23 protein-coding genes and 1 tRNA gene are annotated in these 20,796 nt (G+C 45.3%); 10 read left to right on the top strand and 14 right to left on the bottom strand.

Features of this window, described 5'->3' with window-relative positions; translation table 11 throughout:
• Window positions 1-24 precede the first annotated feature (24 nt).
• The 3 genes from ACZ424_RS03290 to ACZ424_RS03300 are packed head-to-tail and all read right to left on the bottom strand — an operon-like array spanning window position 25 to window position 4,390.
• The gene (locus tag ACZ424_RS03290; protein WP_464905090.1) at window positions 25-822 is read right to left on the bottom strand and encodes a thiamine pyrophosphate-dependent enzyme; all 798 of its coding nucleotides are present in this window, start codon (window positions 820-822) and stop codon (window positions 25-27) included.
• Window positions 819-2,453, bottom strand: a complete 1,635-nt coding sequence (locus tag ACZ424_RS03295) for a 2-oxoacid:acceptor oxidoreductase subunit alpha (RefSeq protein ID WP_464905091.1) — start codon at window positions 2,451-2,453, stop codon at window positions 819-821. The genes ACZ424_RS03290 and ACZ424_RS03295 overlap by 4 nt, the downstream gene beginning before the upstream one ends.
• Window positions 2,408-4,390, bottom strand: coding sequence for an acetate--CoA ligase family protein (locus ACZ424_RS03300; protein WP_464905092.1), 1,983 nt, complete (start codon window positions 4,388-4,390; stop codon window positions 2,408-2,410). Before ACZ424_RS03300 ends, ACZ424_RS03295 begins: the two co-directional genes overlap by 46 nt.
• A 97-nt stretch (window positions 4,391-4,487) precedes the next feature.
• Here ACZ424_RS03300 and ACZ424_RS03305 point away from each other — a divergent pair, with 97 nt between their 5' ends.
• Together ACZ424_RS03305 and ACZ424_RS03310 are read left to right on the top strand one after the other, a co-directional pair.
• A complete protein-coding gene (locus tag ACZ424_RS03305; protein WP_464905093.1) occupies window positions 4,488-4,985 on the top strand; it encodes a ferritin-like domain-containing protein in 498 nt (165 codons plus the stop codon).
• Entirely contained in the window at window positions 4,960-6,528 is a 1,569-nt protein-coding gene (locus ACZ424_RS03310; RefSeq protein ID WP_464905094.1) for an HD-GYP domain-containing protein, read from the top strand. The genes ACZ424_RS03305 and ACZ424_RS03310 overlap by 26 nt, the downstream gene beginning before the upstream one ends.
• Here ACZ424_RS03310 and ACZ424_RS03315 read toward each other — a convergent pair.
• From ACZ424_RS03315 to ACZ424_RS03360, 10 genes are all read right to left on the bottom strand, one after another.
• Window positions 6,507-6,584 (bottom strand) — tRNA-Pro (locus ACZ424_RS03315). The two genes, ACZ424_RS03310 and ACZ424_RS03315, sit on opposite strands and share 22 nt — an antisense overlap.
• 25 nt (window positions 6,585-6,609) lie before the next feature.
• Window positions 6,610-7,548 (bottom strand): biotin synthase BioB, encoded by a 939-nt coding sequence (gene bioB / locus ACZ424_RS03320; RefSeq protein WP_464905095.1) that lies wholly within the window; start codon window positions 7,546-7,548, stop codon window positions 6,610-6,612.
• Complete coding sequence (locus ACZ424_RS03325) at window positions 7,545-8,126, bottom strand: GTP-binding protein (RefSeq protein WP_464905096.1); 582 nt, start codon at window positions 8,124-8,126, stop codon at window positions 7,545-7,547. The genes bioB and ACZ424_RS03325 overlap by 4 nt, the downstream gene beginning before the upstream one ends.
• An 8-nt stretch (window positions 8,127-8,134) precedes the next feature.
• Entirely contained in the window at window positions 8,135-8,608 is a 474-nt protein-coding gene (locus ACZ424_RS03330) for a roadblock/LC7 domain-containing protein (protein WP_464905097.1), read from the bottom strand.
• On the bottom strand, window positions 8,608-9,588 hold the full coding sequence (locus ACZ424_RS03335) for a thiamine pyrophosphate-dependent enzyme (RefSeq protein ID WP_464905098.1): 981 nt from the start codon (window positions 9,586-9,588) through the stop codon (window positions 8,608-8,610). Before ACZ424_RS03335 ends, ACZ424_RS03330 begins: the two co-directional genes overlap by 1 nt.
• Window positions 9,589-9,599: 11 nt before the next feature.
• On the bottom strand, window positions 9,600-10,808 hold the full coding sequence (porA, locus tag ACZ424_RS03340; RefSeq protein ID WP_464905099.1) for a pyruvate ferredoxin oxidoreductase: 1,209 nt from the start codon (window positions 10,806-10,808) through the stop codon (window positions 9,600-9,602).
• A 1-nt stretch (window position 10,809) separates the two neighbouring features.
• Entirely contained in the window at window positions 10,810-11,100 is a 291-nt protein-coding gene (gene porD, locus ACZ424_RS03345) for a pyruvate synthase subunit PorD (protein ID WP_464905100.1), read from the bottom strand.
• Window positions 11,097-11,663, bottom strand: coding sequence for a 2-oxoacid:acceptor oxidoreductase family protein (locus tag ACZ424_RS03350; RefSeq protein WP_464905101.1), 567 nt, complete (start codon window positions 11,661-11,663; stop codon window positions 11,097-11,099). The genes porD and ACZ424_RS03350 overlap by 4 nt, the downstream gene beginning before the upstream one ends.
• A complete protein-coding gene (gene recR, locus ACZ424_RS03355) occupies window positions 11,656-12,267 on the bottom strand; it encodes a recombination mediator RecR (protein ID WP_464905102.1) in 612 nt (203 codons plus the stop codon). The genes ACZ424_RS03350 and recR overlap by 8 nt, the downstream gene beginning before the upstream one ends.
• Window positions 12,264-12,590, bottom strand: a complete 327-nt coding sequence (locus ACZ424_RS03360) for a YbaB/EbfC family nucleoid-associated protein (RefSeq protein ID WP_464905103.1) — start codon at window positions 12,588-12,590, stop codon at window positions 12,264-12,266. Before ACZ424_RS03360 ends, recR begins: the two co-directional genes overlap by 4 nt.
• 74 nt (window positions 12,591-12,664) lie before the next feature.
• Here ACZ424_RS03360 and hflX point away from each other — a divergent pair, with 74 nt between their 5' ends.
• Window positions 12,665-13,762 carry a GTPase HflX gene (gene hflX / locus ACZ424_RS03365; RefSeq protein ID WP_464905104.1) on the top strand — a complete coding sequence of 366 codons (1,098 nt, stop codon included), beginning with the start codon at window positions 12,665-12,667 and terminating at the stop codon, window positions 13,760-13,762.
• On the opposite strand, the gene ACZ424_RS03370 is transcribed toward hflX, so the two are convergent.
• Window positions 13,755-15,002 (bottom strand): tetratricopeptide repeat protein, encoded by a 1,248-nt coding sequence (locus ACZ424_RS03370; protein WP_464905105.1) that lies wholly within the window; start codon window positions 15,000-15,002, stop codon window positions 13,755-13,757. The genes hflX and ACZ424_RS03370 overlap by 8 nt on opposite strands.
• A gap of 82 nt (window positions 15,003-15,084) precedes the next feature.
• On the opposite strand from ACZ424_RS03370, the gene ACZ424_RS03375 reads away from it, so the two are divergent.
• The 7 genes from ACZ424_RS03375 (at window position 15,085) to ACZ424_RS03405 (ending at window position 20,795) form a co-directional block, all read left to right on the top strand.
• On the top strand, window positions 15,085-16,395 hold the full coding sequence (locus ACZ424_RS03375) for a peptidylprolyl isomerase (protein WP_464905106.1): 1,311 nt from the start codon (window positions 15,085-15,087) through the stop codon (window positions 16,393-16,395).
• Between the two features lie 5 nt (window positions 16,396-16,400).
• The gene (locus ACZ424_RS03380; protein WP_464905208.1) at window positions 16,401-17,270 is read left to right on the top strand and encodes a YicC/YloC family endoribonuclease; all 870 of its coding nucleotides are present in this window, start codon (window positions 16,401-16,403) and stop codon (window positions 17,268-17,270) included.
• Complete coding sequence (gmk, locus tag ACZ424_RS03385; RefSeq protein WP_464905107.1) at window positions 17,260-17,913, top strand: guanylate kinase; 654 nt, start codon at window positions 17,260-17,262, stop codon at window positions 17,911-17,913. Before ACZ424_RS03380 ends, gmk begins: the two co-directional genes overlap by 11 nt.
• A 53-nt stretch (window positions 17,914-17,966) precedes the next feature.
• Entirely contained in the window at window positions 17,967-18,176 is a 210-nt protein-coding gene (gene rpoZ / locus ACZ424_RS03390) for a DNA-directed RNA polymerase subunit omega (RefSeq protein WP_464905108.1), read from the top strand.
• Window positions 18,176-18,922, top strand: coding sequence for a dihydroorotate dehydrogenase electron transfer subunit (locus tag ACZ424_RS03395; protein WP_464905109.1), 747 nt, complete (start codon window positions 18,176-18,178; stop codon window positions 18,920-18,922). The genes rpoZ and ACZ424_RS03395 overlap by 1 nt, the downstream gene beginning before the upstream one ends.
• An 85-nt stretch (window positions 18,923-19,007) precedes the next feature.
• Window positions 19,008-20,246 (top strand): (Fe-S)-binding protein, encoded by a 1,239-nt coding sequence (locus tag ACZ424_RS03400; RefSeq protein WP_464905110.1) that lies wholly within the window; start codon window positions 19,008-19,010, stop codon window positions 20,244-20,246.
• 60 nt (window positions 20,247-20,306) lie between these two features.
• A complete protein-coding gene (locus ACZ424_RS03405; RefSeq protein ID WP_464905111.1) occupies window positions 20,307-20,795 on the top strand; it encodes a hypothetical protein in 489 nt (162 codons plus the stop codon).
• Window position 20,796: the final 1 nt, after the last annotated feature.

Here is a 20,796-nt window from a genome sequence, read left to right on the forward strand (position 1 = left end):
ATATAGACCAGTTATAGGTTAGTGTCAAACTCTCTCCTCGTAGGTCTCCTTCTCCACCTGGTAGAAGATTCCTATTGGAATCCTTGAGTCTTCACTGTCCTGAGAGTAGTCCCACTCAAGAGCTCTCTTAACTGCAGCGTCAAAGTCCTTCGGGTTGTGGCCTATTTCCTCCAGCTTGTAGCAGTGCTTCCTGTAGTAAGGGAAAGTGTTGTAGAAGGTTACGCAAGGCTGGAGAACGTCAATGAAGGAAAAGCCTTTATGCTTTATCGCCGCCTTTATCAGCTCTTTCAGATGGGGAATGTCTCCGGCAAAACCCCTTGCTACAAATGTGGCTCCGGCCGACAGCATAACTAATACAGGGTTCACTGGGTCTTCGGGGGGACCTTCGGGGGTTGACTTTCCCTTAAAGTGTGAAGGGCTCGTAGGGGTAAACTGACCTGTAGTTAAGCTGTAAGATCGGTTGTCGTGGACTATTGCAGTAATGTTTACATTCCTCTTTGCGGCGAATATCAGGTGGGAGATCCCCTCTGCGTAGATATCTCCGTCTCCCACAAATCCTACACAGACGAGCTTATCGTTTACAAGCCTCATACCTTCTAAGTTGTTTAGAGCTCTCCCGTGGATTGAGTAGAAGCTGTTAAGGTTTATGTAGTCAACAATCTTTCCGTGGCAGCCTATTCCAGAGGCAATTACGAGGTTCTCAATTGGGATTTCAGAGGAGAGCTCCTCAACTGCCATCTCAAAGGCCTTCAGTATTCCAAAGTTCCCACATCCGGGGCACCAGGTATTCTCGGCGTAAGTTTTAAGGTTCAATCCGCTCATCTCTCCCTCCTTGAAAGGAATTCAGAAAACTCTTCTTTAAAAATTGGCCTCGTGTCGTACTTCCTGAACCTGCCGGTTGGAACTATCCCGTAAAGGTTTAAAAGCTTTTCAAACTGGCCTGCCGGGGAGAGCTCCACAACGACAACCTCTTCTGCACCTTTCAGCTCCTCTTTTAACCTCTTAGCCGGAAAAGGCTCCATGTAGTTGGGCTTAACTGCCTTGTAGCCAAGCTCCTCTCCAACCTCACAGCAGACTCCCCAGTTCTCTCCCCAGGTTAAGAGAACTCTCTTGGAGCTCGTGTCTCCTCCAACAGAAACGGTGTTCTCCTTCTCCTCAAAGAACTTCCTTATGGTCTCCCTCTTCTTCTCCCTCTTCTCCTTCATCTCAACTATCTGTTTCGGTTCTTCTGTTGTTATTCCAAACTCGTCGTGTTCGTAGCTCGTAGCCTTAACGACTGCTCCTTTAGTTCCCGGAAAGGCCAAGGGTGAGACGCCGTCTTCAGTTATCCAGTAGCGCTTGTACTCTCCGCTTCCGTCCCACAGCTTTGGTTCCTCAATAACCATCTCCCTCTCTAAGGGCTGGGTAAAGAAGCTCTCTGCAACGTTCTTACTTGAGAGGACTATCACGGGAACCTGGAACTTCCAGGCAAGGTTCATAGCCTCCCTAGTTAAGAGGTAAGACTCCAAAGCGTTAGAGGGAGCAACAACGATTCTGGGAAAGTCTCCGTGACCTGCAAAGAGGGAGAAGAGAAGGTCTGCCTGTTCTGTATAGGTTGGAACGCCAGTTGAGGGAGCTCCCCTCTGGGCAAGGTATATGACACACGGAGTTTCACTCATTCCGGCAAGGCTTAAAGTTTCTGTCATAAGGGCAAAACCCCCTCCGGAAGTTCCCGTCATCGCCCTTCCACCTGCGTAGGCTGCCCCAAGAACCATGTTTATAACGCCAATCTCGTTCTCAGGCTGAACTACCTTTATTCCGAACTCTTTCTTGTGTGCTGCAAGGTAGTGGAGAACTGGAGAGGCTGGGGTCATAGGGTAGGCAACGTAGACGTTAAGGCCTCCGTCTACCGCTCCAAGGGCTACTCCCTCACTTCCAGAGAAGTATTTCCCTTTAATTCCTTCAACTTCAACGATTTCTTCCAGCTCTTCAGATGAGTCGTAGAAGAACTCAAAGATTTCCCTGTTTTCTTCAAAGTTCTTAAGGTCTTTGAGGAGTGATAAACCCTCCTCCTTGGAAATCCTGAAGGCCTTTAAGAGAGCTCCCAGAACGGCAGAACTCCTCATAACACCCTTAGCTTTCTCCCTAAAGGGAAGCCTTATAATTTTCCCGTTTACCGGTTCCTTTACCCTCTCGTCTAAGAACCAAACTGTGTTCTCTTTTGCGTCTTCCCTATGGCGTCTAACGCTCCTGTCGTCTAAAGCCACAATGTAATCTGCCTTTTTTACGGGGGCGTAGACCTCCTCGTTAGAGAACCTGACGGTTGAGAAGTTGTGGCCTCCTCTAATTAGAGAAGGGTAGTCGTGGTAGGTAAAGACAGAATAGCCTATACTGACTAAAACTTTTGAGAGAAGGTTAGCCGCTTCCTTTATTCCCTCTCCCGCTTCTCCTCCGATGATAACTGAGAACTCCATACTCCCCTCCTTATTGAGTTAACTGCCCTGTAAGGGTCTGGATAGACTGGAATCTTTTCGCTCTTTAGTATTTCAACGCCTTTTGAAACAGAACGGCCTCCCATAAAACAGCCAACAACTGCCCTGCCGCTCCTCTCCCTGAGCTTTACAACCTCGTATGCAATCTCCGGTACATCTGTCATAGACTGAGGAGTTACGATTACGAGACAGCAGTCCCAGCCAAGGGATTCAAGGACTTCAAAGGCCTTCCTATACCTGTCTGAAGTTGCGTCTCCAATCAGGTCAACCGGGTTTATCCTGCTCCAGTTGTGTGGAAGAAACTTGGAGAGCTCCTCAACTACAGGCTCAACAGAAATAAGCTCAAGGCTGAATTCAGCTGCGTAGTCTGCCGCTAAAGTTCCGGGACCTCCAGCGTTAGTAACGATTAAGAGTCTATTTCCTTTTAGTCTGCCGTAGCTTGTGAAGAAGCGGCAACAGTCAAAAGCCTCCTCTAAAGAGTCAACGACCACTCCCCCTTTAGACTCAAGAACATCTTTAAAGACTTTATAATCCCCAGCTAAAGAACCTGTGTGGGAAAGGGCTGCCCTCTTACCCCTCTCAGTCCTGCCTGCCTTTATGAATACGGCCGGTTTCTTCCCGGCAAAGTCAAGGAGCTCCCACCCCAGCTCCAACCCCTCTACGTAGGAGAGGACCGTTTTCGTGTCGGGGCTCCGAACGGCCAAGTCAAAACACTCGGTAAGCTCAACGTCAGACTGGTTTCCGAGGCTTATAACCTCTGAAAAACCGATGCCTTCTTTAGCCGCTGCGTCAACTACGGCAGTTATAAGAGCTCCGCTCTGAGATAGAAACGAAACTTCTCCGGCAGGCGGAAGTGTAGTTGAGAAGGAAGCGTTAAGGCCGAGTGAAGGAACCATAAAGCCGAGAGTGTTGGGACCTAAAACCCTTATTCCAAACTCCTTTGCAACTTGAACAACTTCCCTCTCAAGGTCCTCCCTACCGGCTTCTTTAAAACCCGCAGAGACAACAACTGAAAGCTTTACCCCCTTCTCACCGCACTCCCTTAAGACGGAAGGGACAACAGGAGCGGGGACGGCAACGAGGACGCAGTCAACGGGCTCTGGAATATCCTTAACGGAAGGGTAGCACTTAAACCCTAAAACCCTGTCATACTTTGGGTTAACCGGGAAAACCTTTCCCTTAAACCTCTCTAAGTTCCTAACTAAAGCGTATCCGACTTTTTTGGGATTTGTAGAAGCTCCAACGACTGCTATGCTTTTCGGTCTGAACAGTTTGTCTGGCAGTGGAATAAACTCTCTCCTCCTCTCAACCTCCTTTAAAACTGCCCTTCCGTCGGCCGGAACTACGTAGTTCTCGGCTATGAAGACCGGGTTTAAGTCCATTTCGTAAATTTGGGGATTCTTAAGGAGCAGTTTTTTCAGTTTTTCTAAAAAGTCTAAAAAGAGCTCCAGGTTCCCCTTAAAGTTTCTGAAACCTCTAATAAGCCTATAGAGTTTCGTCTTCCTTAACTGGTTTTCAGTTTCTTCCCGCGTCGACTTAACGGGAATGAACACAACGTCCTTAAAAAGCTCAACAAAAATTCCTCCCGTTCCTGCTCCAAGAACGTGTAGAAACGAAGAGTCCCGTTTAACGCCGATAAAAGCCTCTATACCTGAGAGTTTCTCCTCAACAATAAACTCGCTGACCTGAGGGAATTTCCTCTTAAGTAGAGAAACCGCCTCTTTAAGTTCTTCCCTGCTGTCTACAAAGAGGACTCCTCCAACGTTACTCTTGTGGGAAATTTCCCTTGAGACGACTTTAACTACGGCAGGAAAGGTGTTCCAGTCGGGGAGCTCTCCCTTTTTAAAGACCAAGTGGCGGGGAACAGGAATTGAGTAAGAGGAAAGAAGCCTATAGACTTCAGGTTCTGTTAAGTTCAACTATTTCTCTCCAATACCATCCCTAATTCATTATACATTAGCAATAAAATAGCAATAAAATTATTAGTGAATACCGATTCTCAGAACTGGAGGAGAAATGAAAAGAAGAGGCTTTCTGAAACTAATTTTCGGTTCCCTTGCCCCATTCGTGGTTCCCGTTAATGCCAAGGCCTCTATACAGGGAGACCCTCCGTTTGTATTCCTGTGTAACATAGCGATAGCCCACGAATATGGAGCAATCGTCCAGTATATAAACCACAGCGGCCTGATATCTGACGAAAAGATAAAAAAAACACTGGAAGGGAATATGTACGACGAAATAGTCCACGCCAGAAGGCTTACAGAGATACTGGTAAAAGAAGGAGCTAATCCAACGGTATCTTTATGGCCTCCTCAAACAGGTAAAGAAATCAAAAAGCTGATAGAGGAAGACATTGAGGGAGAAAATGCAGCCATAAAACTCTACACTCAGATACTTGACCTTCAGGAGTCAAAGAGATACAGAGACGAAATTTACAGTTTCCTCAAGAGAGAGGAACTTCACCGTTCAAGGCTTGTGGGGCTAATGGATGCTATCAAGGCTGATAAATCCTAAAACACTGTTTGGAAGAATTTTTCTCCCTACAGCTACTCTTTTCTTACTCTTCTTCCTCGTTCTATTTTCCGGAACGACCTACCTGGTGAAGATAAGCACCGAAAATGACTTTAAGAGGAAGGCAAACACTGAAGCAGAGCTCATATCATCTTACGTAAGCTCCCTTCTGAAGAGCTACAACTACGGGGAAATCTACTTTGTTCTGAAAAAGGTTGTAGAGAACGACCCGGACGTCGTCGGAATAAGCATTAAAGAGTTCTCAACTCAGCCGCTGGTAGAGGTTAGAAAACCTGTAAAGTTTAAAAGGTGTGAAAAAGACCTCTTTACCCCCTGCTACTTCACTGTATTAAAAGATCTCCCCTACCCAGTTCCTGCGAAAATAGAGGTTTCATTCTCAACGGAGAAACTTGCCAATCTGCTCTCTTTTATCAGGAACTTTTTAAGCGCTTTCCTGTTAGTCCTGTTCGGAATTTTAGAACTCTTGGTTTACTTAATCATCAGGAGAGGCGAATCCTCAGTTAACGAGATCGTTGAAGCCATTGACAGCTGGAAAAAGGGAGGCCTCAGGAAGTTAGAGGGTAAAGAGTGGAGTTTAGAGCTCCAGAAAATCGTCTCTGAAGTTCTTAACATGTATAGTGAACTTGAGAAGGAACGGGAGATTGACAGAAAACTACTCTTCTTTACAAGGGAAGTTTTAAACGTTCTCATTACAGCAACTAGTGAAGAGGAGCTCTTAAAGGAAATCATTCCTTCTCTAAAGGCCCTCTTCAAATTTAAGGACTTGAAATTGTGTAAGGAATGTAAGGGTGGAAAAGTAATATCTATCACTCCAGAAATTAAGTTCCTAATTACCAACGGAGTAGACCTCCCGGAAACGGTTTTGGAAACCATCGGAAAAATAGTCTCGGGAGCCCTGAAGGTAGTAGAAGAGAGGAAAGAGAAAGAAGAACTCCTGTTCGGAGCAGTTAGAGCCCTTGCAAATGCAATAGACGCAACATCTCATTGGACAAGGGGGCACAGCGAAAAAGTTGCCAAGATCTCCGTTGAAATAGGAAAGGCTTTGGGGCTCAGTGAAGAGGAGATTGAGAAGCTCAGGTTGGGAGCTCTCCTCCACGACATAGGAAAGCTCGGAATCCCTCCGGAATTACTGGACAAACCGGGAAAGCTAACACCTGAAGAGTATGAAGTACTTAAAGAACACCCGGTTTGGGGATATAGAATTCTAAATCCGGTAAAAGCCTTTCAGGAGATAATACCGATAGTTCTATACCACCACGAAAGGTGTGACGGAAGCGGCTACCCGGAAGGGCTTAAGTGCAATCAGATACCTCTTTTAGCAAAGATAGTTGCTGTTGCAGACGTTATAGAGGCAATGACTGCTGAAAGACCTTACAAGAAGTCGCATTCCCTTGAAAAGGTATTAGAGTATATAGAGAAAGAAGAAGGTAAACTGTTTGACCCTGAAGTTGTAGAAGCTGCCATTAAAAAGGCTGAGGAGATAAAGAGAATTATTTCTAAAGATGGTCGGGGCGGGGGGATTTGAACCCCCGACCTCTTGGTCCCGAACCAAGCGCGCTAACCAGGCTGCGCCACGCCCCGAGCTGGCAATAATATAAGGAATTTTTTAACCTGAGGAAAGTCTTAAGTTGGAGTTTAACCCCAAGTCTTTAATCATCTGGTAGTCGTCTTTAAGGTTCCTACCCTTAGTAGTCAGGTAGTTTCCAACCATTAGGGCGCTGGCAGGAAGTAGTGAAAGGGGCTGGAGCTCCCTCAGGTTTTTTTCCCTTCCGCCGCAAATCCTTATCTCTGCCTCAGGAATTGAAAGCCTTATGGCAGTTAAAATCTTTAAGCACTTTAAAGGAGTCAAATAGTTTGCTCTCTCCAACGGAGTTCCTTTTATGGGGTGGAGAAAGTTGACGGGAATTGAGTCAACAGAGAGCTCTCTCAAACTCTCAATTAGGGAAACTACATCCTCCTCACTCTCTCCAAGTCCAAATATACCGCCACAGCAGGTTGAAAGACCGACCTCTTTAGCCTCTAAAACTGTCCTGTATCGGTCTTCCCACTTTTGAAGTGTAGAGATTTTCGGGTAGAACTCCCTTGAGGTTTCAAGGTTGTGGTGATACCTGTCTAAACCGCAGGACTTTAAAAAGGAAAGCTCCTCTTTTCTCAACTGTCCCAAAGAGGCACAGACTTTACAATCAGGCCTTTCAGACTTTAAACGTTCAACGACCTTTCCAATAACTTTTAAGTCCTCCTTGGTTGGAGAAACTCCGCTGGTCACAAAACTAAATCGGTCTATCCCCAAATCGAAGGCGGAGAGGGCACTTAAGAGGAACTCCTCCTCCGGAAGTAACGGGTAAACCTTTACCTTAAGTTTAAAGTGGGAAGACTGGGCGCAGAACTTACAGTCTGAAGGACAGTGGCCACTCTTTGCGTTTAAAATGGCACAGGTCTCTACAAAATTCCCAAAGCGTTTAAACCTTAAACGGCCTGCCTTAAACAGAAACTCGTAAAACTCCTCTGTTTCGGAGTTTAAAACTTCTAAGATTAGGTCTCTCACTTTTTGAGCTTCTTCAGAACTTGACGGGTTATTTCTTTAAATGTTTCAAGAACTCCAATTCCCTTAGTAGCAACCGCCTCAAAGTCTGGCCTGTTCCACCTGTTAAGGTCCTTCCTTAAAACTTCAACAGGAAGGATGTTGGGAAGGTCTCTCTTGTTATACTGGAAAACAAGGGGAAGCTCTTCAATATCTATGTCGTACTCCTTAAGGTTCTCCAACATATCGTCTAAAGTGTCTAAGTTGGCATCGTGCCTCTCTTCCTGAGAGTCAGCAACGAAAACTACTCCGTCAACCCCCTTTAATATGAGTTTCCTACTTGCCTGGTAAATGATCTGACCGGGAGTTGTGTAGAGGTGAAACCTCACTTTAAAACCCTTTACGTTTGAAACTTCAATGGGAACAAAGTCAAAAAAGAGAGTTCTTTCAGTCTCTGTAGCAAGAGTAATCATCTCACCTTTGTTTTCCGGTTTTATGTGATCGTAAATCCACTTAATGTTAGTAGTTTTCCCTGATAGCCCTGGTCCGTAGTAAACAATTTTACAGTTTATCTCTTTTGTAGCAAAGTTAACAAACGGCATTCAATCCCCTACTCAAAGAGAGTATCAAGGTCTATATCTTCAATGTCTATATGCTCGGTAACGGAAGATTCTCCCTTTATCCTGTCCTCTATTTGATTGAGAATCTCAAGTAAATTTTCATAATATTTTTTAATTTTAACTCTCACTATTCCCAAGTTTGATGAACTCTTATCAAAGATAGAAACCAAAATATACTTATCAGCGATAAGAATCATATAAATACCTTCTTCTTCTGTTTCTGTAAACATATGATTGAGATTTTTATCCCCAAGGAGTTTAGAGAGAGCCTCCGAAGCTGCAACATTTCCTGCAGTTAAAGAAGCAAAAGTTATGTCGTCTGAAGAGAAAGCCGGAGATTCACTCCGGCTAATAAGTTGTCCAGACTTGTCTATGAGGAGAACTATTTTTGACTTGCTCTCCTTGTTAAGCTCTGTTAGGAGCTCCCTTAACTTCCTATCCTCTTCCGGCCTTAAACTCAGCATCACTCTTCCCTATTAGAGATTTCCTCCATCTTGTTGAGCCACTCCCAACGCCTGTTGACCTCTTCCTGAAGCTCTTTGATTTTATCTTGATTTTCCGGCTTAAACAAGTGTTTAAACCTTCCCTGAAGTTTGAGGTATTCTTCTATAGGCTTAGGGTTCTTGGGCCTGTGTGTAATTCTCCACCTGCCGTTCTCAACCTCAAAGAGAGGCCAGTAGTTGGTCTCAACAGCCATCTTGGTAACCAAGATTCCTTCTTCTTCCTTAGATCTCCAACCCCTTGGGCAAACGGCGAAAGCGTTAATGTAGGAAGGTCCTTCTGTTAAAAGAGCTTTCTTGAACTTCTCCATAAAGTCCTTCCAGTGGGAAGGAGCAACCTGAGCAACGTAAGGAATTCCGTGGGCAGCAGCGACTTCTGGCATCCACTTCTTGTGCTGCGGCTTTCCTAAACTCTCAGAACCGACAGGTTGGGTTGTAGTGTTTGCGTACTTAGGAGTAGCTGAAGAACGCTGAATTCCTGTATTCATGTAGGCCTCGTTGTCGTAGCAAACGTAGATAAAGTCGTGACCCCTTTCAAGAGCTCCAGAGAGGGACTGGAAACCGATGTCGTAAGTTCCTCCGTCCCCTCCAAGGGCTACAAACTTAACCTTCTTGTCGGTTGGAAGCTTCCCTTTCCTCTTAAGGGCTTTGTATGCAGCCTCAACTCCTGAAATTGTTGCAGCTGCGTTTTCAAAGGCGTTGTGAATCCAAGGAGAACGCCAGGAAGTATAGGGGTAAATGGATGTACAAACCTCAACGCAGCCTGTTGCGTTAGCAACAATGAGCTCGTAGCCGAGGGCGTTTGCAACCATAAACATCTGTCTGATAATAATTGAAGCCCCACAGCCTGCACAGAGCCTGTGGCCTGGAGCAAGTTTCTCCGGGTAGTTTGTAAGCTTTTTCAGCGGTGGAACCTTTATCTCAGCCGTCTTAATTTCAGCCATTATCTCCTCCGTTACTCGTTAAGGTTAAGGTAGTTGATGAAAGGCACTTCTTTACCGGCAGCAGCCTGCATTACCTTGTCTACGGCTTCTTCAATGTGGTGAACGTTTGTGTCCCTTCCGCCGAGGCCGTAGATGAAGCTGACAATCGGGTAGTGCTTGTTTCTAAGGTGCATTGCAGTGGCTACGTCGCTGTATAGAGGCCCTCCTACGGCACCGAATGTTTCTGCCCTATCAAAGACTCCAACGGCTTTACAGTTTGAACCTTCTATTGCGTCCATAACGTCGTAGTAAGGAAAAGGCCTGTAAGTTCTAATCTTTATAAGACCTAACTTGATTCCTTTCTCTTTTCTGAGCTTGTCAATTACAAACTTTGCAGTTCCGGCAGTTGAACCGATAATAATGAGGATGTAGTCGGCGTCGTCTGTCTTGTAGGTCTCTATGTGTTCGTACTTCCTGCCAAAAGCCTCTTCAAAGACCTCTCCCACTTCCCTGATAACCTTGTAGGCGTTCATCATGGCCTCTCTCTGTTGCCTCTTAAACTCCATGTAGGAGTCTGTCATGGCAACGGGGCCGTGGGTTACAGGGTTGTCAACGTCTAAAAGGGGGTACATAATCTTTGTCTCACCAACGAACTCCTCAACGGCCTTATCTGGTAAAAGCCTAACCCTTTCTATGGAGTGGGAAATCACGAAACCGTCCATTCCAACCATAACAGGAAGCCTTGTCCTCTCGTCTTCAGCTATCCTTATAGCCTGAATCAGGTTGTCATACTGCTCCTCAGCGTTCTCTGAAAAGAGCATTATCCAGCCCTGGTCCCTTGCTCCCATCATATCAGACTGGTCACCGTGGATGTTGATAGGAGCAGAAAGTGCCCTGTTAACAACTGTCATAACTATCGGAAGCCTCATACCGGAAGCTATTCCGAGAACTTCCCACATGTAGGCAAGACCGGGACCTGCAGTTGCCGTCATAGCCCTGCTACCGGCAGCAGCAGCTCCAACGCAGGCAGACATAGCAGAGTGTTCACTCTCAACGGGAATGTACTCTGTATCAACAAGGCCGTTGGCAACGAAGTCTGCAAAGAACTGCATAAGCTCTGTTTGGGGAGTAATCGGGTAAGCGGCAACGACGTCTGGATTAATCTGCCTCATGGCTTCAGCGGCTGCCATGTTTCCCGAGTAGGGAACGTATTTAACCTCTTTTATCAGTTCAGGCCTCATTTCAGTCCTCCTCCCGGAACAGGTATTCGGGCTTCATCTCTAAAGCGTTTGTTGGACACTCGTGGGCACAGATTCCGCATCCCTTACAGTGGTCGTAGTCCACTCCAACCATCTTCTCCTCTTTAACAAGAATGCAGGAGTCTGGACAAAAGACCCAGCAGAGCATACAGTTAACGCACTTGTCAGACTCAAATACAGGTCTCCAAGCTCTCCACTCTCCGGTGTTATACTTTTCACTTGAACCTGGTTCTGGTATTACTGCTCCTATTGGTAACTCTCTCCAGCTCTTCATTCTGACCTTACCTCCTCGTAAGCTCTGTAGAGTGCTCTTATGTTCGCGTTGAGGGCGTTTTCAGAGATTTTCTTCCCGAAAGCTCGCTTTATATCCTCCTCAACGGTTTTAATATCTACAAGGCCGTTCAGGACTTTTACGAGAGCTCCAAGCATCGGAACGTTCATTAGAGGCCTTTTGAGCTCTTCCATCGCAATCTTTGTTGCGTCTACAGTATAAATCTTCCTACCTTTAATCCCGTATTTCTCCCTTATTTCTTCGGGAGACTTATCAGTATTGATGATGAGAATAGTGTTCTCGTCCGTTCCCTCAAGGAAAGGAACGGTTTTAAGGAGAGTTGGGTCAACAACAATAACGATGTCGGGGTTAATGACCATACAGTGGAGAGTTATGGGGGTTTCCGAAACCCTGTTATAAGCTCTGAGGGGAGCTCCCGACCTCTCCGCTCCGTAGTCTGGGTTACTCTGGGCATACTTACCCTCTTCAATAACTGCAGAGGCCAAGATCTTTGAAGCCGTTACGGCACCCTGACCACCCCGCGCGTGCCATCTAATCTCAATCATTTCTTCCTCCAGCTATGAGTTTCTTATCTTCAAAGGCTCTCCTGAGAGTAAGCTCGTCTGAAGCGTCAATCGTTCCACCGTAGGGAATTCCGTAGCTTATCCTGAAAACTCTAATGCCGTAATTCTCAAGCCTGTCTATCAGGAACTTGGCAGTTGCTTCCCCTTCAACTGTAGGGTTAAGGGCAATTATCACCTCTTTAACGTTCCCTTTCTCTACTCTCCTAAACAGGCTTTCTATGTTCAGGTCTTCAGGAGAGATGTCCTCCAAAGGGGAGATAACCCCTCCTAAAACGTGGTAGAGACCTTTATACTCCCCCAACTTCTCTATTGAAACGGCGTCCCTTGACTGTTCAACAACACAGATTGTAGACCTGTCCCTCTCCTCATCGCTGCAGATTAGACAGAGCTCCCCAACGGACGGTAGTCTACACTCCCTACAAGGGTGAACGGACTCAAGCTCCCTCAAAGCGTTGGATATAACCTGTTTTCGCTCTGCAGGAAGTCTTGAAAGAGCAAGAACAGCCCTTTCGGCAGCCCTCTCACTTATACCCGGAACCTCAGAGAGAAACTCAATGAGAAGTTCAAGGTTCTCAGGGTATATCAAAACAGACCTCCAAGATCTATTCCAAGACCACCGGTTATCTTCTCCATCTCTCTGGCAATTGTATCCCTTGCCTCTTTAAGGGCGGCGTTGGCAGCCGTTAGAACCAAGTCCTCTATCATCTCCTTGTCGCCAGACTCTATTAACTCCGGTGATATCTCAACAGACACAAGTTCTCCGGAGCCTTTTGCAACAACTTTAACGGCTCCCCCACCGGCAGTTCCGGTAAACTCTTTCTCTTCAAGCTCCTCTTTCATCCTAGCAGCCTGCTGCTGAAGCTGTTTTACCATACGCATCAGCTGGTTTATATTTCCGCCTCTGAACATAGAACCTCCACAGTTTAAAGTGTGTTTTAATTGTAAACAAACTGTAAAAAGTTCACAACTAACAGAAGGGTGAGATGGAGTTAGAGAAAGAGAAAGTAGCTGTAATTGTTGTTAAAAGGCCTAAGGAAGAGGTGGATTTAGAGGAACTCCGGGGGCTGATAGAAGCTTTAGGCGGAGAAGTCATCCAGGAAGTCGTTCAGAAGAGGAAAGGTTTCTCTCCATCAACTTACATAGGAAAAGGAAAGTTAGAGGAGGTAGACGGGGAGAGAGCAACTCTGATAGTTGCCTACCATCCATTAACCTACTCTCAAAAGAGGAACATTGAAGAGGTAACAGGACTTCCCGTGATTGACAGAACGGAGGTAATCCTTGAGATATTTGCAAGAAGGGCAAGAACAAAGGAAGCAAAGCTCCAAGTAGAACTTGCCAAAGCCTACTACCAGCTTTCCCACATTAGGGGTATGGGAAAAGCGCTCTCAAGGCTTGGCGGTGGGGTTGGAACGAGAGGTCCCGGAGAGACGAAAACAGAGGTTGAAGCAAGGGCAATAAGGAGGAAGATTCACAAGCTTAAAAGGGAACTGGAGGAGGTCTTAAAAAGACAGGATCTTGTAAGGGAAGGAAGAAAGAAGAAAGGGTTTAAAACCGTTGCCGTTGTGGGATACACGAATGTTGGAAAGTCAACGCTAATAAAAGCCCTTACAAAGAAGGACGTTTTCGTTAAAGACATGCCATTCGCAACGTTAGACGTAAAGACGGGAGCTCTCTACCTAAACGGCGAGAAGGTTCTCATCTCAGATACCGTAGGTTTCATAAGGAACCTTCCCCACGAGCTCATAGCCTCTTTCAGGGCAACCTTAAGTGAAGTTAAAGAGGCAGACCTTCTACTAATCGTTTTTGACGTTTCGTCCCGAAAAATAGAAGAAGAACTTGAGGCCGTAAAGTCGGTTCTAAAGAGGTTAAAGAGTTGGGAAAAGCCTAAAATCTTCGTTGCTAACAAGGTTGACAAAGTAAGTGAAACTCCGAAAGGAAAAGAGGAACTCTACCATCTAATAGCAGGAAAGATACCGGAGGAAAATCCTGAGGTTGCCTTTGTATCAGCCACTAAAGGCTGGGGGCTGGAAGAGCTAAAGGAGAAAATCTCCGGGAAGCTGAAGGAAGTTAACTCTATTTAAGCATCCTCTCCAGCAAGCTTACCTCTTCTGTCTCTTTAAGCTTTGAGTAGGCACGTTTAATCATCTTCTCGTCTTCTGAAGTGTTTACAATTTTCTGGTAAAACTCCCTTGCCTCGTTAAACCTACCTAACTCAAAGAGGGCATCTCCCACAACTTCCAAAACTTCACAGAACTCCTCCTCAGAGAGCTCCCCATTTTCAAGAACAAACTTCCCTATTTCAACGATATCGGAGAGCCTCCCCTGTTCAAGTAGAATGATGGAGAGCTCTGAGAAAACGTCTAAGAGAATCCAAACGTTATCGGTGTTGTAGAGTATCTCCTTAAGAACCTCTTCAGCCTGATCGTAGCGTCCTTTCTCAGTTAAGAACTCTGCCAGAACCTTTAAGGCGTCGTCCCTTATAAACCCTTCAGATACGGTAACTGCTTTCCTGTAGTAATACTCCGCAATCTCTTCCTTCCCCAAAAGGTCGTAAAGTGCAGCAGCACTCTGAAGTAGGTAAACGGCATCGGGGTAGAGCTCTAAGGAGCCGTGAACAACCTCTAAAGCTCCCCTGTAGTCCTCGTCGTTAACAAGAACTTCTATGAGCTTCTGTCTATAGTCAGCGTTTTTAATGTCTAAACGGCAGGCCTTACGGAGCTCCTCTTTCGCCTCTTCAAGTCTTCCCCAGTCGGCGTAAACTTTACCGAGCTCGTAGTGGAGCTCTGCCGAGTCTACAAGCTCAAGGCCTCTCTTCAAAACAGACTCGGCCTTTTTATAGTTCCTTCTTAAAGCATAGTATCGGGCAAGCTCTAAGTAGGGAAAAGATGAGTATGGATCAAGGGTCATAAGGTTTTCAAGTGTCTTAACCATCTTCTTGTGGGAGCTCGTCTCCCTGTAGAGGCGGTAGAGCTCCAAATAGGCCTCTTTCTCAAAGGGGTTAAGCCTTATAGACTCTAAAAGCTCCCTCTCGGCAGCCTTAAAGTTCCTAATAGCTGCAAGTGTAATTCCCCGCTGGAGGAGCTCTTTAGAGCGGAGTTCAGTGTCTAAGAACCTTGCCTCTTCAAAGTAAACTTCAGCCTTCTCGCTGTTTCCAAGCCCTTCGTAGGCTTCGGCAAGGAGAAGGTAGTAGTCAACATCTCTAACCTTATTCTTCTCAAGTTCCTCAACGGCCTTTTTAAAGTTTTTAGATTTAATAAAGGTTTTAGCCCTTTCAAGGATATTCTTGAGGTTGGGTTTCTTCTCCTCGTAACTGTTTCTCACTAAAGGTCTCCTGAAATTACAGTTGAGATAGATTCTGATTTTAAGTATAAATCAGTCCGACCGATTTTCAACCGGAGGAAAAATGCTCTCAAAGATAAGGAAGAACCTTAGGGCTTTCAGTCTTCCACTCTGGATAGTGGCAGCCTCTTTCGTCGGAACGATTTTTCTCGTTTGGGGAAAAGGCTCCGTTTCAGGGCCGTCCGGAAACGAAATTGCAACGGTTAATGGAGAAGGAATAAAGCTGCCGCAGTTCAGCAGGGAATATTCAAACGTTGTAAGTCAGCTAAAAGCTCAGTTCGGCGAGAACTACAGGAAAATAGTAACCAGCGATGACATAAAGAGGATTGCCCTTCAGAGGCTTATTACGAGGGAACTCCTTCTACAGGAAGCAAAAAGAGAAGGGTTGAAGGTAAGCGACTGGGCTGTAGCAAAAGCCATAGAGGAGATACCGGCCTTTCAGGAGAACAGAAAGTTCTCCATCAAACTCTACAAGGAGTTTTTAAGAGCACGGAGACTTACACCAGAAGCCTTTGAAGAGATGGTTCGCCAAGACCTTCTGATTCAGAAGCTCCTCTCTGTCGTTAACAACGCTCCCTCTGTAACAAAGCCTGAGTTGGACATCTTTTACAGAAAATTCTTCGGAAGTAGAAAGTTCAGCTATAAACTCTTCCCGTTCAAACAGTTTAAAGGAGAGGTTTCTGAAGAAGAGGCAAAGGAATACTACGAAAAGCACAAAGGCGAGTTTGTAGAGAAGGGAGAGACTGGAGAGTTTCTCCTCAAGTTCCCAAAAACTCCTGAAGGCGAAAAGGAGGCACAGAAAGCCTTTAAACTGGCCAAAGAGGGGAAGCTGAAGGAGCTCCTCAAAATGAACCCTTCCAAGCTAAAAGACAATGAACTCCAGGAAGAGCTTAAAAAGAAGGATTTCGTCTTTAGGAGCTCAAAAAACAGCCTACTCCTTGCTTTTAAGGTTGAAACACAAAAATACAAGTCTTTTAACCAGGTTAAGGAGCAAATTATTAAGGAGCTCTCCCTAAAGAAATCCGTTGATAAGGCCAAGAAAGCAGCAGAGGAGTATAAGGGAGAACTTCCCCAAACAACCGAAGAGTTAGACAGGGCTGAATTCATAGAGGAGTTCAAACCGGTAGAGAGCCCCGAGAAGCTCTTTAACGCACAGGTAAGCCAAAGAGTAGTCCTCAGACTCTCAAACGGCTACGGCTTATTCTCTCCCCAGACAGACTTTACAGTGAAAAAGCTTGACCCTCAGAAGGTTAAGAAGCTTAAAGCTTTCCTCTTAGCCCAGAAGAAGCAGAGCGACTATGAAAACTTTGTAAATCTTCTGAGGCAGAAGGCGACAATAAAGGTAAATGAAGAACTCTTCAGGAGTCTAAAGTGAAAAGTATGACGGGATATGGAAAGGGAACGGCTGCAAACGAGCTTGCCGAAGTAACGGCAGAGGTTAAAAGTTTAAACAGTAAAGCTCTCAAGGTAAGGTTCTCTATCCCGAGGCTTTTTAACCCGCTGATAAACCAGATAAATAGCCTCGTCTCCTCGTTCGTAAAGAGGGGAGACCTGGAGCTCCACGTAAAATACCGCCTATCTTCTAACTTTCAAGTCCCCGTCAGCGTTAACTACGGAGAAGCCCTCTCATACATAAAGGCCGTTGAAAAGATAGGAGCTCTCTCCGGAAAGAGAATCTCCGTATCACTGAAAGACCTACTGTCAATACCCGAAGTGTTCCAGAAGGAAGAACTTGACGCAGAGCCCTTTAAAGAACCGCTCCTTGAAGCTGTTGAAAAAGCCCTGAAGGAACTTGACAAAGCAAGGAGGTCAGAAGGAGAAAAAATTAAAACTTTCTTCACGGAACACCTAAACACCATAGAGAACACTCTAAAAGAGTTAGAAGAAAACACTGCAACTGTAGAGGAAAAACTATTTAAGAAGCTAAAAGAGAAAGTCCAAAAACTCCTTGAAGGTAAAGTTCCGGAAGACTTTGAGAAAAGGGTTGAACTTGAAGTTGCTCTCCTTGCCGAAAAGCAGGACGTTTCAGAGGAGCTCTCCCGACTAAAAGCCCACATAAAGCGATTCAGAGAAATAATGGAGATTGAAGATGAACCTGTAGGAAAGACACTTGACTTCCTGTGTCAGGAGATGCACAGAGAGATAAACACCCTCGGGAACAAAATTAGGGAGATAGACATAACCGAACCGGTTTTAAAGATAAAAACAGAAATTGCAAGGATAAAGGAGCAGGTTCAGAATGTTGAGTGATAACCTCAAAGGCCTTTTAATCGTTATTTCAGCTCCTTCGGGAACGGGAAAGACGACACTTACCCACATGCTCCTTAAAGAGTTCCCAAACTTGGAGTTCTCGGTCTCTTACACAACAAGGAAGCCAAGGCCAGGGGAAGTAAACGGAAAGGACTACTTCTTCGTTGACAGAAAAACTTTTGAGAAAATGGTAGAGGAAAGGGACTTTTTAGAGTGGGCTGAAGTTTACGGCAATCTATACGGAACATCTAAAACCCAAGTTCTAAAGGCTCTTCATCAAGGGAAAGACGTTCTCCTTGACATAGATACTCAGGGAGCTCTCCAGGTAAAGAAGAACTTTCCCGAGGCTGTCCTCATATTCATACTTCCCCCGTCGTTAAAAGAGCTTGAGAGGAGGCTCAGAAACAGGGGAACAGACGACGAAGAGACCATAGAGAGAAGACTCAAAATAGCAAGGAAAGAAATAGAGAGAGCTCCCCTCTACGACTACATAGTGGTAAACGACGTTTTAGAGAAGGCCTTTGAACAGCTCAAGTCTATAATAATAGCTGAAAAGTGTAGAACTGAAAGGCTAAAGGATCAGTTTGATAAGCTCGTAAAAGACCCTGAAATAGCGGAACTCTTTAAAAAGGGAGAGCTGTAGACTTTTCGTTTCTCCGACCATAATTTTTGACCACCCAAATCAGGGAGGAAGAGATGGCAAAGAGGATACCTTTAGAGCCGGTAGTAAACAAGGTAGGAAACTTCTACGAGACAGTCCACGTTGCAGCAAAAAGGGCAAGGCACCTCTACACCGTTGACCCGTATACATTCGGAAAGGACGAAAAGGGAGAGGAGCACAAGAAGACGATAATAGCCCTCTACGAAATTCTTGAAGGAAAGGTCTGTCTGAAGAGAGAAAAATAATGGGCTTTAGGGTAGTAGAGAACTACAAGGTTTGTGGTAGGGATTTTCTGTTAACCGTTGAAGCAGACGAGGAGACCATAAGAAAGGTAAAGCCCGGCCAGTTTGGAATGGTTCAAGTAAGGAGCCCTCTACAGTTTGACCCCCTTCTCCGCCGCCCACTGGGAATTTTCAACGTTGAAGGAAACAGAGTCTCTTTCCTCTACAGGGTCTACGGAAGGGGAACGGAGCTCCTCACAAAAGTAAAGCCGGAAGGGACGGTTGAAGTTCTAATGCCCCTTGGAAACTCAATCCCTGAAAACAGGGAAAAATACCTATTTATTGCAGGAGGTATCGGAATAGGAGGTTTATTCTTAGCAGCAAGGTGGTTCAAGGAAAGGGGAAAAGAGGTTGTTGTTATTTACGGAGAGAGGAGCTCTGAGAACCTGTCGGGACTTCCGTTTTTAGAAAAGTATGGGTTAGAAACGGTTGTCTATACAGAAGACGGCTCTTGCGGAAGGAAAGGGCTTGTAACTGAGGGAGTCAAAGAGTTTAAGGATTACACTTGGGTAGCCTGTGGCCCAACTCCGATGTTGAAAGCAGTAAAAGAGATTGCAAAGCAGTTAAAGGCTGAGTGCTACCTCTCTTTAGACAAGAGAATGGCCTGTGGAGTTGGAGCCTGCTTGGGATGCACGGTAAAGACCACAAAAGGCTACAAGAGGTGCTGCATAGAAGGACCCATCTTCAAAGCTGAAGAGGTTATCTTCTAAAATAAAACTCTTTCTAATTGGGAATCATTCGCAATTAATCTGAAAAGGCCTAAATTTAAAGGAAACTCCTTCTTTGGCGGTCTAAATGGCGCAGGAACAGGAAAAGAGGATACTGGGAATAACAGATGAGCTCGTTGAAAAGTGCGTTCGGTGTGGCTCGTGTAGGCAGGTCTGCCCCGTCTTTAACGTAACCCACGAAGAACCTTCAGTTGCAAGGGGGAAAATCTTCCTTGCAGACCTTATAAACAAAGGTAAGGCAGAGCTTGACAAAGAAGCAGCTCACTTCTTTAACCTCTGTACGACTTGTCTAAGGTGTGCAGAGATATGTCCCGTAATGGTTGACTACGAGAAAATCATTGTCTCCGCAAGGGCAAGGACTGTAGAAAAGTTTGGACTGCCGCCGGAGAAAGCCGCAGCGGTCAAGCTCTTCTCAAACAGAAAACTCCTTGAAACGATAGGAAAAATAACCTCTCCTCTAACAAAAATCTTTACAAAGAGCTCCAAAAGCCCTCAGAACAGACTGCTCCCCGTAAGCGTTCCGAAGCTCGGTAAAGTTCTACTGCCGCAGCCAAGCAGCAAACCATTCAATGAAAGAGACAGGATTTACCCTGCCAAAGGAGAGGAAAAAGGAAAAGTCCTCTTCTTTACCGGATGCATGTTTAACAACTTCTACACGAAAACGGCAGAGAACGTTGTTAAGGTATTAAACGCGTTAGGGTATACGGTTTTTGTTCCAAGGGAACAGTTCTGCTGCGGAGCTCCCGCCTTTTTCTCAGGAGACCTTAAATCATTTGAAAAGATGAAGGAAAAAAACCTGAAGGGATGGGGAGAGGAGAAGGTTGACTTTATCGTCTCTGCCTGTGCAACCTGCGGCCACATCCTAAAGTCTGAGTATAGAGAGGTAAAAACCTCCGTAAAGGAGCTGATAGAAGTCCTCTACGAAAACATTGAAGAGATAGGAAAGTGGAAGCTTCCTAAGAAAGTTAAAGTTACTTGGCACCACCCTTGCCACATAGTTAGAGGCCAGAAAATTCCCCGCCACTACCCGTTGGACGTTCTAAAAGTTCTTCAGAACGTAAAGTTCGTTGACATGCCGGAGGCCGATAACTGCTGCGGAATGGGAGGCTCATTCAAACTCTCCCACCCAGAGATCTCAAGGGAAATTCAGCTTAAGAAGGCGAGAAACGCAGATTCAACGGGAGCAGAAACTGTCTTAACAGAGTGTCCCGGTTGCGTGATGAACATCGCAGAAGGCCTTGAAAGAATAGGATCTGAGAAAAAATCGCTCCATATAGCTGACCTTCTTGTTGAATGTTTAAAATAAATTTAAAGTTCTAATTAAAATTCTAAAGTCTGATATAATTAAGGAACTATGAGAACTCTATTGAGTATAGTTCTTTTTTCGGTCTTTACGGCTGGATGCAGCAGTGAAAGAACCGTTTACACCATTTCTGTCTCTTCTCAGCTACAAGCTCCATTCAAAGCGAGCAAGTTCTTCGGCTTTTTTGATAAAAATGAATTAGACCTTCAGTTAGATTCCGTCCCCAACGGAAACTCACTTGTAAGGTTTTTAAACTTTAGCAAGTATTCAGTCGTCCTAATAGATTCCAAAACGGCAAAAAAGATAGAGAGTCTCTCTCCAAGGTGGAAACAGATCTGCACTATAGCCCTCAAGAAAACGAGAAAATCTACGATAAGTAAACCGACGAAGTTTGTATTACTGATGAAGGATTCACTACTCAGCAGACAGAAAGAGGCGGTAAAAGTTATAGAGGGCTGGAACTACGGAGTAGACCTTCTTAAAGACCCAGCGGTTATGAGACTACTCTCCCTAAAAGGGAACCCTTACAAGTTCCTCTACTGCGGTAAGTGAG

It is taken from the genome of Thermovibrio ruber (genome assembly GCF_055380895.1).